This is a genomic window from Kitasatospora sp. NPDC022856 (assembly GCF_055561235.1).
The window spans coordinates 624,625-637,222 of the sequence record NZ_JBVHHE010000001.1 but is presented as its reverse complement, the minus strand read 5'-3'; the positions used below and the strand labels follow the sequence as shown (position 1 = coordinate 637,222).

At 75.6% G+C, this 12,598-nt stretch carries 10 protein-coding genes; 7 read left to right on the top strand and 3 right to left on the bottom strand.

Features of this window, described 5'->3' with window-relative positions; genetic code table 11:
* Window positions 1–26: 26 nt before the first annotated feature.
* The 4 genes from ACZ34W_RS02835 to ACZ34W_RS02820 all read left to right on the top strand — a co-directional run bounded on the left by ACZ34W_RS02835 (window position 27) and on the right by ACZ34W_RS02820 (window position 3,858).
* Window positions 27–860, top strand: a complete 834-nt coding sequence (locus tag ACZ34W_RS02835) for a putative RNA methyltransferase (RefSeq protein ID WP_465601073.1) — start codon at window positions 27–29, stop codon at window positions 858–860.
* Window positions 861–1,119: 259 nt separating this feature from the next.
* On the top strand, window positions 1,120–2,451 hold the full coding sequence (locus ACZ34W_RS02830; RefSeq protein WP_465601070.1) for an AAA family ATPase: 1,332 nt from the start codon (window positions 1,120–1,122) through the stop codon (window positions 2,449–2,451).
* Window positions 2,448–2,828, top strand: a complete 381-nt coding sequence (locus tag ACZ34W_RS02825) for a nucleotide pyrophosphohydrolase (RefSeq protein ID WP_465601067.1) — start codon at window positions 2,448–2,450, stop codon at window positions 2,826–2,828. Before ACZ34W_RS02830 ends, ACZ34W_RS02825 begins: the two co-directional genes overlap by 4 nt.
* Window positions 2,829–3,186: 358 nt before the next feature.
* Window positions 3,187–3,858, top strand: a complete 672-nt coding sequence (locus tag ACZ34W_RS02820; RefSeq protein ID WP_359809378.1) for a DUF6099 family protein — start codon at window positions 3,187–3,189, stop codon at window positions 3,856–3,858.
* Here the strand turns inward: ACZ34W_RS02820 and ACZ34W_RS02815 are convergent.
* Entirely contained in the window at window positions 3,804–4,052 is a 249-nt protein-coding gene (locus tag ACZ34W_RS02815; protein WP_329487658.1) for a hypothetical protein, read from the bottom strand. The two genes, ACZ34W_RS02820 and ACZ34W_RS02815, sit on opposite strands and share 55 nt — an antisense overlap.
* A gap of 545 nt (window positions 4,053–4,597) precedes the next feature.
* Window positions 4,598–5,587: a 2,3,4,5-tetrahydropyridine-2,6-dicarboxylate N-succinyltransferase gene (gene dapD, locus ACZ34W_RS02810; protein WP_396487071.1), complete on the bottom strand. Its 990-nt coding sequence runs from the start codon at window positions 5,585–5,587 to the stop codon at window positions 4,598–4,600.
* A 258-nt stretch (window positions 5,588–5,845) separates the two neighbouring features.
* Here dapD and ACZ34W_RS02805 point away from each other — a divergent pair, with 258 nt between their 5' ends.
* The 3 genes from ACZ34W_RS02805 (at window position 5,846) to argF (ending at window position 11,495) form a co-directional block, all read left to right on the top strand.
* The gene (locus ACZ34W_RS02805; RefSeq protein WP_465601062.1) at window positions 5,846–7,510 is read left to right on the top strand and encodes a 3' terminal RNA ribose 2'-O-methyltransferase Hen1; all 1,665 of its coding nucleotides are present in this window, start codon (window positions 5,846–5,848) and stop codon (window positions 7,508–7,510) included.
* A complete protein-coding gene (locus tag ACZ34W_RS02800; RefSeq protein WP_465601059.1) occupies window positions 7,507–10,173 on the top strand; it encodes a polynucleotide kinase-phosphatase in 2,667 nt (888 codons plus the stop codon). Before ACZ34W_RS02805 ends, ACZ34W_RS02800 begins: the two co-directional genes overlap by 4 nt.
* Window positions 10,174–10,493: 320 nt before the next feature.
* Window positions 10,494–11,495: an ornithine carbamoyltransferase gene (argF, locus tag ACZ34W_RS02795; RefSeq protein ID WP_359839244.1), complete on the top strand. Its 1,002-nt coding sequence runs from the start codon at window positions 10,494–10,496 to the stop codon at window positions 11,493–11,495.
* 27 nt (window positions 11,496–11,522) lie between these two features.
* Here argF and ACZ34W_RS02790 read toward each other — a convergent pair whose 3' ends face one another.
* Window positions 11,523–12,176 (bottom strand): superoxide dismutase family protein, encoded by a 654-nt coding sequence (locus ACZ34W_RS02790; RefSeq protein WP_465601055.1) that lies wholly within the window; start codon window positions 12,174–12,176, stop codon window positions 11,523–11,525.
* Window positions 12,177–12,598: the final 422 nt, after the last annotated feature.

Below are 12,598 nucleotides of genomic sequence, written 5' to 3'. Positions count from 1 at the left end.
GACCGGACGGCGAGAGAAGACGGACGTTGCTGCAGGACATCCAGCCCTACCTGGCCTGCCCGCACTGCGCGCAGGCCCTCACCCCCGACGGACGCGCGCTGCGCTGCCCGACCGGGCACAGTTTCGACGTCGCCAAGCAGGGCTACGTCAGCCTGCTCGCCGGTGACGCGCACACCGGCACCGGTGACACCGCCGACATGGTCGCCGCCCGCAGCGACTTCCTCGCCGCCGGCCACTACCGCCCGATCGCCGACGCACTCGCCGAAGCCGCCGCCGCCGTCGTCGCGCCGGACGGCCTGGTCGCCGACCTAGGCGCCGGCACCGGCCACTACCTCGCCCACGTCCTGGACGCCCTGCCCGACCGGCCCGGCGCCGCCCTCGACATCTCCAAGTACGCGCTGCGCCGGGCCGCCAGGGCCCACCCCCGGATCGGCGCCGTGGTCTGCGACGCCTGGCGGCCGCTGCCGCTGCTGGACGGCTCCGCCGGGCTCGTCCTCAATGTCTTCGCGCCGCGCAACGGCCCCGAGATCCGTCGTGTGCTGCGCCCCGGCGCCACCCTGCTGCTGGTCTCGCCGACGCCGCGCCACCTGCGCGAACTCGTCGGCGCGCTCGGGCTGCTCTCGGTCGACGAGGAGAAGCAGCGCCGGATCGACGAGAAGCTCGGCCCCCATCTGACACCGGCCGGGCGCCAGGAGGTCGAGTTCGGGCTGCGGCTGTCCGCCGCCGACGTCCGCACGGTCGTCGGCATGGGGCCGAGCGCCTGGCACACCGACCGGGAGCGGCTGGCCGCCCGGCTCGCCGACCTGCCGGACCCGGTCGAGGTCACCGCCTCCGTGACGGTCGCCGCCTACCGGCGCTGAGCGGGTGGGGCGGGGTGCCGGGGGAGCCGGGGTGCTCGGCGGTGGGGGCCGTAGTCCCGGGTCGGTACACGGCATAGCCCCTGGTCGGGCTGCGGCCGCCTCGTTGGGATGAAGGTGCCTCATTGGGATGAATCTGCCGGGCAGGCACGTTTCTGCCATCCGAGCGGGGGCTAACGTCCGACGGGTGAACCGCGACGCCACCCGGCCCGCAGCGCCGGCCCACCCCCATCAGCGGACCCCGGACCCAGGCCCGCCGCCCGTGCAGCGCCCCACCGTCGAGGAGGTCCGGCTCACCTCGTTCAAGTCCTACCGGCGCGCGGTCCTGCCGCTCGCGCCCCTCACCGTGCTGTACGGGCCCGCCGGCGTCGGCAAGTCCAACGCCCTCGACGCCCTCGCCGTCCTCTCCCGGCTCGCCCTCGGCGAGGAGATCGGCGACTCCCTCGACGGCCTGCCCGGCCGCGGTGGCCCCCTCGGCACGGCCATCCGCGGCGGCCTCGACGGCTGCGTCCCGCACGGCCGCGACGCCGTCATCCTGGGCTGCACCGTCCGCTCGGACCAGGGGCAGATCCGGCTGGAGCTGGTCATCCGCACCGACGGCCCGGTCCGGATCGCCCGCGAGCAGCTCACCCTCGACGGCCGGACCCTCGTCGAGACCGGTGAGCAGGACCTCCGCCGCCACCGCGTCAACGTCGGCTGGCACAACGACACCCGGCAGGGCGACATCCACGCCCCCTTCCCGAACACCACCCTGATCACCGCCCAGATCCCGCTGCGGGTCGCCGGGTCCTCGCCCGGCGAACGGACGGTGCTGGCCGCCACCGAACAGGTGCTCACCGCCCTGCGCGAGGTCTTCCCCGTCCACCCCGTGCCCGGGCTGATGCGCGACTGGGCCCGCCCCGACCCGCAGGCCCGCCTGCTCGGCAGCGCCGCCAACATCTCCGCCGTGATCGCCCGGCTCAGCAACGAATGCGCCCGCCGGTACGGCCAGCTGCTGCGCGTCGTCCAGTCCGCCGCCCCGCACCCGCTCCTCGGGATCGACCTCGCCCACCGCGGCGCCGGCGCCGACGAACGGGTCCTCGCCGTCTTCGACGAGGGCGTCCTCGGCCGCACCGGCGCCGACCAGGCCTCCGACGGCATGCTGCGCCACCTCGCGTTCGCCGCCGTGCTGCTCACCGGCGCCGGGGTGCTCGACCTCGACGTGGCCACCGAGGTGCCCTGGGCGCACCGGCAGCTCACCGTGCTCGCCGAGGACCTCGGGGCGGGGCTCGGCACCGAGCAGGCGGCCTCGTTGCTGCGGCTCGCCCGGGAGATGGCCGGCCGCAACCAGCTGCGGGTGCTGGCCGCGCTCCAGGAACCGGCCGCGGTGCGGGAGGCGTTCGGCGGGCCGGGCGAACTGCCGCCCGGCGTCGCCCTGGTGGAGTGCCGGCGCGACCCCGGCTCCGGGCACACCGTGCTGCGCACGGAGACCGCGCGGGTACCGGCCCAGGCCGCGCGCGGGGAGGCGGCGGGGCCGGTTCCGGGAGCGCCGGGGGCGGTCGGGCCACCGCGGCGGGCGGCCGCGGCCCGGGATGCGGTAGACCTGGACGGGTGAGCGATCGAGAGACGGAACCCGCCGGCCCCACCCTGGAGGGCCTGCGACAGCGGCTGACGGAGTTCGCCGCGGCGCGCAGCTGGGAGCCCTTCCACACGCCGAAGAACCTGGCCGCGGCGCTGACCGTGGAGGCCGGCGAGCTGCTGGAGATCTTCCAGTGGCTCACCCCCGAGCAGGGCGCCTCGGTGATGTCCGAGCCGGACGCGGCGCACCGGGTGCGGGACGAGGTCGCCGACGTCCTCGCGTACCTGCTGCAGTTCTGCACGGTGGTGGGCGTGGACCCGCTGACCGCCCTGGCGGCCAAGATCGAGCGCAATGAGCTGCGCTTCCCGGCGCCGGGGTCCGGGCCGGGACCGGGGGCGGGGTCCGCGCACTGAGGGTCGGTCCGGGCCGGGGGCGGACCGTCGTGGCCGGGCCGTGGCCGGCTCGTGGGCGGCTCGCGGGCGGGTCGTGGGCGGGACCGTCGGGTTCCGGCTGTGGGCGGGAACCGTCGGCCGGGCCCCGGCCGCGCCCCGTGCTGCGGTCGGCGTCAACCGGGCGTGGGCGAACAACCCCTGGGAGGGACAAGAGTTGTCCACAGCCCCGGGGTTGTCCACAGGTTCCGGGCAGGTGGCTGCGCCGATCCCTTCGCCGGCGCACGCTTTCGCCGTGACCAGGTGTCCACCGGTCGTACGGGTCCTACGGGCCGTACGACCGGGCGGGCACGGCGAGAACGGGTGGAAGGGGTGGCGGCCGATGGAGGCGCTGCGACTGATCAAGACGGCCCGGCACGCCCTGGCGGAGGCCAGGAACGTGTCCGACGTGCTGCTGGAGGCGCGGCAGGCCGCGCTGCTCACCGAGGCGGTGGGTGCCCGGCTGGCGGAGCTGGAGGATCCCGGACCGGACGACCTCGGGCTGGCGGGCCTCGGCCAGCAGCTGGCCGAGGCGGGTGCGCACGCGGCCGGCTGCCTGGACCAGTCCGCGGGCGACTCGTCCGCCCTGCTGGGCCTGGGCATCGGCGGCCGCGCCGGGCGGCTGACCGGGCTCGGTGAGATCGGCCCGGCCCTGGAGGGGCTGCTCGGGCTGCTCCAGGAGGTCGGCGAGACGCTGGTGGTGCTGGCCTGCGGAGCCGACACCGAGAGCCTCTACTGGACGTGCATCGACGGGGTCGACGCCGGCGCCGACTGCAAGGAGGTGGTGGGCCGGCTGCGGGAGGCCGTCCGACGGGCCGAGGGCGATCGGGAGACGACGGGCGACGAGGTCGATCCACCGCCGGTCCCGCTCCCGGCGGCCGGTCAGGGGTCGCCGTTACTGGTGCTCCGGCTCGGCCCGCCGGGTGACGGCGAGCCGGGACAGGAGGCTCCGCGGCCGGACTACCGGGTGCCGGGCCCGGCGGGTGCGCCGGAGGTGTCCGTGCCGGTGGGGTAGCCGCTCGGGGAGGTGCGCCGGGCGCCCGACGACTGCAGGTCGGCGAGGTCCGCAGTGACCGAGGCGAGCAGTTCCTGCATCTGCTCCAGCAGGCTCTTCGGGGTGGCGGCGCCGGTCGGCCGTGCGGCGGCCGACCCGGACGGGTCGCTCGGGGACTGTGGCGCGGCAGGTGCCTCGGACCAGGGTTCGGACATGAGGGGACCTCTTCGGATCGGTGGTGCGGCGTCAGGCGGGCGGCGGCGGGCCGGCCGGTGGCGCGGGGTGGCCCGCCGCCTCGCCGACGGTTCCGACGCCCCGCCGCAGCAACCAACGAATCTCCGCGCGGACGGGTCACCGGGCACCACCCGATGCGGTCCAACTCCCGCCGACGGTAAGCCTCCCGGGTGAGCCCGGGTTGCCGCCGGTGAGCCGCCTCGGCTAGGCACCGGGCACCGGGCAGGCGGGCAGGCGGGCAGGCGGGCAGGCGGGCAGGCGGGCACGCGGGCACGCGGCTGGGCCGAGTGGGGCCAGTGCGGCCGGTGTCGGCACGGCCGTGCCCGTGCCCGGACCCGGCGACCGTCCGGCTCGTCGTCCGGGCTGTCGCCGGCCCGGACGACGAGTGCCGGGGGAGGGGAGCGGTGGGAGGGGTGGGGGTGGGCCCCCGAAGACGGGCAGACGCCACCCCGGGCAACCGCCCCGGACAGCCGAAGCCCCGGCGCCGCAGAAGCGGCGCCGGGGCCCGAGACCTCGAAGGAGGCGATCAGTTGTGCGCGTGCAGCTCGGCGTTCAGACCGCCCCAGGAGCCGGCGCGGGCGATGACCTCGACCGCACCGGTCTGCGAGTTGCGACGGAAGAGGAGGTTGTCCTGGCCGGACAGCTCCACCGCCTTCGCCACCTTGCCGTCCGGGGTGGTCACCCGGGTGCCGGCGGTGACGTACAGACCGGCCTCGACCACGCAGTCGTTGCCCAGCGAGATGCCGATACCGGCGTTGGCGCCGAGCAGGCAGCGCTCGCCGACCGAGACGACCTGCTTGCCGCCGCCCGACAGGGTGCCCATGATCGAGGAGCCGCCGCCGATGTCGCTGTGGTCGCCGACCACGACGCCCGCGCTGATCCGGCCCTCGACCATGGAGGTGCCCAGAGTGCCGGCGTTGAAGTTGACGAAGCCCTCGTGCATCACGGTGGTGCCGGCGGCCAGGTGCGCGCCGAGCCGGACACGGTCCGCGTGCGCGATCCGCACCCCGGAGGGGGCGACGTAGTCGGTCATCCGCGGGAACTTGTCGATCCCGTACACGGCGAGCTGGCCGCCCTGGGCGCGGACCGCCAGCCGGGCCTGCTCGACCTTGTCCACCTGCACCGGGCCGATGCTGGTCCAGGCCACGTTGGCGAGCAGCCCGAACAGGCCGTCCAGGCTCTGGCCGTGCGGCTTCACCAGACGGTGGCTCAGCAGGTGCAGGCGCAGGTAGGCGTCGTGCGCGTCGATCGGCTTCTCGTCGAGCGAGGCGATCGTGGTGCGCACGGCGACCACCTCGACGCCGCGGCGCGCGTCGGCGCGCAGCGCTTCGGCGGCGCCGGCGCCCAGCTCGGTCTCGGCCTGCTCGGCGGTCAGGCGGACGGTGCCGGCCGGGCCGGGCTCGGCGGCCAGGGCGGGGGCGGGGTACCAGGTGTCGAGGACGGTGCCGTCGGCGGCGATGGTGGCCAGACCGGCGGCGACGGCGCCGCTTGCGAGGGAGGTGGATTCAGCAGTCACATCGTGCACGTTAACGAATGCGGGCCGTCGGTGCCGAACACGCTCACCGTGCGGACGGGGCCGCAGGCCGCTCCGGGCCGCGGCGCGACCGGGTCCGGAGCCGTCGCGGAAGGCCCCGGACGAGCCGTGCGCGAGGTCCCCGGCGGGCTGTCGCGGGGCCTCCCCGGGAGACCACGCCACGCCCGGGCGCGCGGAACCCGGTGCCCGGCGCGCAAAACCCGGTGCTCGGCGGGCGGGAGCTGGGCAATACTCGGGCCGGTGTTCATGTCGATCTCCACCACCGGTACTGCCGAGAGCCCGGCCACCGACCTCGGCTTCCTGCTGCACAAACACCCCGGCAAGGTCCAGCGGTTCGGGACGTCGCACGGCGAGGCCCACGTCTTCTACCCGGAGGCGGGCGACGAGCTCTGCACGGCCGCGCTGCTGCTCGACATCGACCCGATCGCACTGGTCCGCCGCGGCCGGGGCAAGGGGCGGGGCGGCTCGCCGGACTTCGCGCTCGCGCAGTACGTCAACGACCGCCCCTACGCCGCGTCCTCGCTGCTCGCGGTGGCCCTGCGGACGGTGTTCCGTTCGGCGATGAAGGGTGTCTGCGAGGCCCGCCCCGGGCTGGCCGAGCGTCCCCGCCCGCTGCGGATCGCGCTGCCCGCCGTGCCCGCCAACGGTTCGGGCGAGGGCGGCGGCCCGGCCATGGTGGCCCGGCTCTTCGAGCCGCTGGGCTGGCAGGTCGAGGCGGTGGCGATCCCGCTGGACGAGGAGTTCCCCGAGTGGGGCGAGTCGCGCTACGTGCGGGTCGAGCTGTCCTGCGCGGCCGTCCGCCTCGCGGACGCGCTCCAGCAGCTCTACGTCCTGCTGCCGGTGCTCGACGGTGCCAAGCACTACTGGGTCGCCCCGGACGAGGTCGACAAGCTGCTCGCGGCCGGCGAGGGCTGGCTGGCCGACCACCCGGAGCGGGCCCTGATCGCCCGTCGGTACCTCTCCCGGCGCTGGTCGCTCACCCGGACCGCGATGGAACGCCTGGAGCTGGCCCGGCTCGCCGAGGCCGACGACCGCGAGGTCGAGGAGATCGACAACGCGGTGGACGACACCGACGGCTCCGAGCCCGGCGCCGCGCACCCCGCAGGCGCCGAGCCGGCCGAGCCCGCCGGTCCCACCGAGGAGACGGCGCCGGGGGCCGCGCCGAAGCAGCCCCCGCTCGCCGAGCAGCGCCGGACGGCGATCCTGGCCGCCCTGCGCGAGGTCGGGGCGGCCCGGGTGGCCGACCTCGGCTGCGGGCAGGGCGAGCTGATCGGCGCCCTGCTCAAGGACGCCCGGATCACCGAGGTGCTCGGTGTCGACGTGTCCGCCCGGGCGCTGGCAGCAGCGGCCCGCAAGCTGCGGCTGGAGCGGATGCCGGAGCGTCAGGCGGCCCGGGTCAAGCTGGTCCAGGGCGCGCTGACGTACACGGACGCGCGGCTGAAGGGCTTCGACGCGGCCGTGCTCTGCGAGGTGATCGAGCACCTGGACGTGCCCCGGCTGCCCGCCCTGGAGTACGCGGTGCTCGGGGCGGCCCGCCCGTCGGCGGTCGTCGTCACCACGCCGAACGCCGAGTACAACGTCCGCTGGGAGAGTCTGCCGGCCGGCCACGTCCGGCACGCCGACCACCGCTTCGAGTGGGACCGCGCGCAGTTCCGTGCCTGGGCCGAGCGGGTGGCGCGGACGTACGGCTACACCGTCGTGATCCGCCCGGTCGGGCCGGAGGACCCCGAGGTGGGGCCGCCGACCCAGCTCGCGCTGTTCCGCGTCGGCACCCCGGCCGAGCCCACGGTCCCCACGGCCGGCTCCACCGTCTCCACCGACCCGGCGGCCGCCGGTGGCGGCACCGTCGCCGCCGGCACCACCGCACCCGTCCGCACGACGCCCGAAGGGGGCGAGCCCCGATGACGACCGACGACGACGCACAGTCCCCGAGCCCCACCGGGCCCACGCCCACCACCGCGGAGACCCCCGGCACCCCCGGCACCCGCACCCCCGGGGCGCGCCGCCTCCCGGTCACCGACGTCTCCCTCGTCGTCCTGATCGGCACCAGCGGCGCGGGCAAGTCCAGCTTCGCCCGCAAGCACTTCCTGCCCACCCAGGTGATCTCCTCCGACTTCTGCCGCGGCCTGGTGGCCGACGACGAGAACGACCAGTCCGCCTCCGCCGAGGCCTTCGACGTGCTGCACTACATCGTCGGCAAGCGCCTCGCGGCCGGCCGGCTGACCGTCGTGGACGCCACCAACGTCCAGTCGGAGGCCCGCAAGCAGCTGATCCGGATCGCCCGCGACCACGACGTGCTGCCGATCGCGATCGTGCTGGACGTCCCCCCGGGCGTCTGCGCCGAGCGCAACCGCTCCCGCCCGGACCGCCAGCTGCCCGCGCACGTGGTCCCGCGCCAGCACCGCGAACTGCGCCGTTCGGTGCGGGGCCTGGAGCGCGAGGGCTTCCGCAAGGTGCACGTCCTGCGCGGCGAGGCCGAGGTCGAGGCCGCCGAGATCGTGCCCGAGAAGCGCTTCAACGACCTGCGCCACCTCACCGGTCCGTTCGACATCGTCGGGGACATCCACGGCTGCCGCTCCGAGCTGGAGACGCTGCTCATCCGCCTCGGCTACGCCGTCGCGCGGGACGACGCCGGCCGCGCGGTGGACGCCGTCCACCCCGAGGGCCGCACCGCCGTCTTCGTCGGCGACCTCGTCGACCGCGGCCCGGACACGCCGGGCGTGCTGCGCCTGGTGATGGGCATGGTCGCGGCCGGGCACGCGGTCTGCGTCCCGGGCAATCACGAGAACAAGCTCGGCCGGGCCATGGACGGCAAGAAGGTCACCGTCTCGCACGGCCTGCAGGAGTCGCTGGACCAGCTGGCGGGGGAGTCGGAGGAGTTCCGCGCCGAGGTCCGGGCGTTCATGCGCGGCCTGGTCAGCCACTACCTGCTGGACGGCGGCGCCCTGGTGGTCTGCCACGCCGGCCTGCCGGAGAAGTACCACGGCCGGGCCTCCGGCCGGGTGCGCTCGCACGCGCTCTACGGGGACACCACCGGCGAGACCGACGAGTACGGCCTGCCGGTGCGCTACCCGTGGGCGGAGGAGTACCGGGGCAGGGCCCTGGTGGTCTACGGCCACACGCCGGTGCCGGTGGCGAGCTTCCTCAACAACACCATCTGCCTGGACACCGGCTGCGTCTTCGGCGGCAGCCTGACCGCGCTGCGCTACCCGGAGCGCGAGCTGGTGAGCGTCGAGGCGGAGCAGGAGTGGTACGCGCCGGTCCGGCCGATGATCACGGACGCGCCCGGCTCGCGCGAGGGCCGTCCGCTGGACCTCGCGGACGTGGCCGGCCGCCGGGTGGTCGAGACCGCGCTGCACGGCCGGATCGCCGTCCGGGAGGAGAACGCGGCGGCCGCGCTGGAGGTGATGAGCCGCTTCGCGATCGACCCCCGGCTGCTCGCCTACCTGCCGCCGACCATGGCCCCGAGCGCGACCTCGCGCCGCCCCGGCTACCTCGAACACCCGGAGGAGGCCTTCCTCGCCTACCGCGAGGACGGCGTCCGGCAGGTGATCTGCGAGGAGAAGCACATGGGCTCCCGCGCGGTCGTGCTGGTGGCCCGGGACGACACGGCGCTGGAGAAGCGGTTCGGGCTGGCCGGTCCGGGGGCGATCTGGACCCGGACCGGCAGGGCGTTCCTCGGCGACGACGGCCTGACCGCCGCCGTCCTGGGCCGGCTGCGGGCCGCGGCCGAGAGCTCCGGGCTCTTCGACCGGCTGGGCACCGGCTGGCTGCTGCTGGACACGGAGCTGATGCCGTGGTCCCTCAAGGCTACCGAGCTGCTGCGCCGCCAGTACGCGGCGGTCGGCGCGGCGGCGCGCGCGGCGCTGCCGCAGGTGCTCACCGCGCTGGACCAGGCGGCCGGCCGCGGGCTCGACCTCTCCGCGCTGACGGCCCGCCAGCGGCAGCGCGCCGCCGACGCGCGGGCGTTCACCGAGGCGTACCGGCGGTACTGCTGGCCGACCGAGGGCCTGTCCGGCATCCGGCTGGCGCCGTTCCAGGTGCTGGCCGCCGAGGGGGCGAACCTCGCGGTGCGCCCGCACGACGAGCACCTCGCCTGGATCGACGGCCTGGTCGACGCCGACCGCGCGGCCGAGCCGGACGCCCCGGTCCTGCACCGGACGGCCCGGCTGCTGGTGGACACCGGTGACGAGGCGTCCGTCGCCGCGGGCGTCGCCTGGTGGGAGGAGCTCACCGGGGCGGGCGGCGAGGGCATGGTGGTCAAGCCGCTGGTCTCGCCGGCCCGGGGCAGGGCCGGGGAGGGCCGCCCGGGCGGGCTGGTCCAGCCCGGGGTCAAGGTCCGCGGCCGCGAGTACCTGCGGATCATCTACGGGCCCGACTACACCGAGTACCTGGACCAGCTGCGGCAGCGCTTCCTCGGGCACAAGCGCTCGCTGGCGCTGCGCGAGTACGCGCTGGGCCTGGAGGCGCTCGACCGGCTGGCGGCGGGCGAGCCGCTCTGGCGGGTGCACGAGCCGGTGTTCGCCGTCCTCGCGCTGGAGTCCGAGCCGGTCGACCCCCGGCTGTAGGGCGGGACCGCGGTGGCCGGCCTGCGCCGCCCGCCGCGCCCGGTCCACCCGTCGGCGGGCCCGTCCAGGAGCCGCGTCACCGGGGCGGGCCGGGCACCGCGGGCACCCCGCGGTGCCCGGCCCGCCCCGCGCCCGGTACCGTCGCCCGTCTCGGCGGGCCCGGCCGCGCCCCGGTTCGCCCGTTCGCCCGGTTCGCCCGAGCGGCCGGGGGTGTCGAAGCCCCGGCCGGCCGGACTGCCGCGAAGGCTTTGCATACAAATTCCAACTGTCGTATACAATTGCCGCTTCGCCGTTCGTCCACGTCACCCCAGGAGCCCGGCATGGCCTTCAACCTCCGGAACAGGCACTTCCTCAAGGAGCTCGACTTCACTCCCCAGGAGTTCCGTTTCCTGGTGGACCTCGCCGCTCAGCTCAAGGCGGCGAAGTACGCGGGCACCGAGCAGCCCCGACTGCGGGGCAAGAACATCGCGCTGATCTTCGAGAAGACCTCCACCCGGACGCGCTGCGCCTTCGAGGTCGCCGCCCACGACCAGGGCGCCACCACGACGTACCTGGACCCGTCCGGCTCGCAGATCGGCCACAAGGAGTCGATCAAGGACACGGCGCGGGTGCTCGGTCGGATGTTCGACGGCATCGAGTACCGGGGCCACGGCCAGGAGGTCGTCGAGGAGCTGGCCGCCCACGCGGGCGTCCCGGTCTGGAACGGCCTGACCGACGAGTGGCACCCCACCCAGCTGCTCGCCGACGTGCTGACCATCCAGGAGCACACCGCCAAGCCGCTGCCCGAGGTGACCCTCGCCTACCTCGGCGACGCCCGCTCCAACATGGGCAACTCGCTGCTGGTCACCGGCGCGCTGCTCGGCATGGACGTCCGGATCGTCGCGCCCCGGGCGCTCTGGCCCACCGAGGACGTCCGCAAGGCGGCCGAGGTGCTCGCCGGGTCGACCGGCGCCCGGATCACCCTCACCGAGGACGTCGCCGCCGGGGTGGCCGGCGCCGACTTCCTCTACACCGACGTCTGGGTCTCGATGGGCGAGCCCAAGGAGGTCTGGGCCGAGCGGATCGAGCTGCTCAGGCCCTACCAGGTGTCGATGGACACCGTCCGGGCCACCGGCAACCCGGCCGTGAAGTTCCTGCACTGCCTGCCCGCCTTCCACGACCTGGGCACGGTGGTCGCGCGGCAGCTGCACGAGCTGACCGGGATGGCCGAGCTGGAGTGCACCGACGAGCTGTTCGAGTCGGACCACTCCATCGTCTTCGACCAGGCGGAGAACCGCCTGCACACCATCAAGGCCGTCCTGGTCGCCACCCTCGGGTCATAGGGATCGCCGGACGGCCCCTGGCGGCGGTCAGAGCTTCAGCTTGACGCAGGCGGCCCGGTCGCCCGCGGCGTGCGGTCCGGCCGGGGTGCCCGCGTGCAGGACCAGCGAGCGCGCCTCGCCCGGCCGGGGGTGCCAGGCCACCGAGCCGGCCGCCGAGCCGGCGCCCCGGCCGTCGGTGCGCAGCGTCAGCCGCAGCTCGTTGCGGTCGTTGGCGTAGGCGGGGTCGGTGGACGGCTGCACCGGGTCCACCACGTGCTGGTAGTGCGGGCCGGAGGCGGCCGGGTCGGCCCCGCAGGAACCGGTGTGCAGGTGCGCCGGGAACTCGTGGCCCGGAGCGAGCCCGGACACCGTCATGGTCAGCAGGGTCTGCCCCGGCACCGAGCGGTCCACCACCACGCGGACGTGCGAGCCGTACGGCACCAGGTCGGCGGCGTGGCTGATCGCGGTCGGCGGGACGAACGCGGACGCCGGGTCGAAGTCCGCCTCGACCACCGAGACCACCCGGGCCCCGGTGCCGTCGGCGTCAGCGGCTTCACCGGAGGTCCCGGCGCCGCCGGACCCCTCGGAGAGCGGCGACGCCGGCGCGGCCTGGGCGGCCCGGGCGGGGGGAGCGGTCGCGGCGGTGGCGGCGGGCGCCAGCAGGGCGAGCGGGAGCAGGGCGGCGGCGATCGGACTGGGCATCGGCGGGCCTTCCGGGGAGCGGGCGAGCGGTACGGCGGACGCCGTGCTCAACGGCGGTCGCCACCGAACGGACACCCCCGGCACGCGCCCGGTCTCCCCGGGCCGCCCGCACCGGCTCGGCCGCACCGGCTCGGCCGCCCCGACTGTGCCCGGTCCCCACCCCGGTCCCCGCGCCGCCGCCTCGCCTGAGCCCCGGTCCCCGCCCCGCGAACACCGCTGGACACCCGGCCTTGGGGGCCCCGTCACGAGGGGTTCGGGAGAGATGTGCCGGGCGCGGGCAGCGTGGAGGTGGTGCCGACGTGGCGGACGCGCCGCCATGCACTATGGTTTATCTCGACATCGAGATAACTGCCCATTACTCTATATCTCGACATCAAGATACTTGCCGAGAGGCGCTCACCGGCGGTGCGGGCAGGTCAGCC

Excerpts from the sequence above, each read along its gene's own strand:
- ACZ34W_RS02820 (WP_359809378.1), top strand. The coding sequence starts at position 3,187 with ATGGAGGCGCTGCGACTGATCAAGACGGCCCGGCACGCCCTGGCGGAG.
- ACZ34W_RS02815 (WP_329487658.1), bottom strand. The coding sequence starts at position 4,052 with ATGTCCGAACCCTGGTCCGAGGCACCTGCCGCGCCACAGTCCCCGAGC.
- ACZ34W_RS02800 (WP_465601059.1), top strand. The coding sequence starts at position 7,507 with ATGACGACCGACGACGACGCACAGTCCCCGAGCCCCACCGGGCCCACG.
- argF (WP_359839244.1), top strand. The coding sequence starts at position 10,494 with ATGGCCTTCAACCTCCGGAACAGGCACTTCCTCAAGGAGCTCGACTTC.
- ACZ34W_RS02790 (WP_465601055.1), bottom strand. The coding sequence starts at position 12,176 with ATGCCCAGTCCGATCGCCGCCGCCCTGCTCCCGCTCGCCCTGCTGGCG.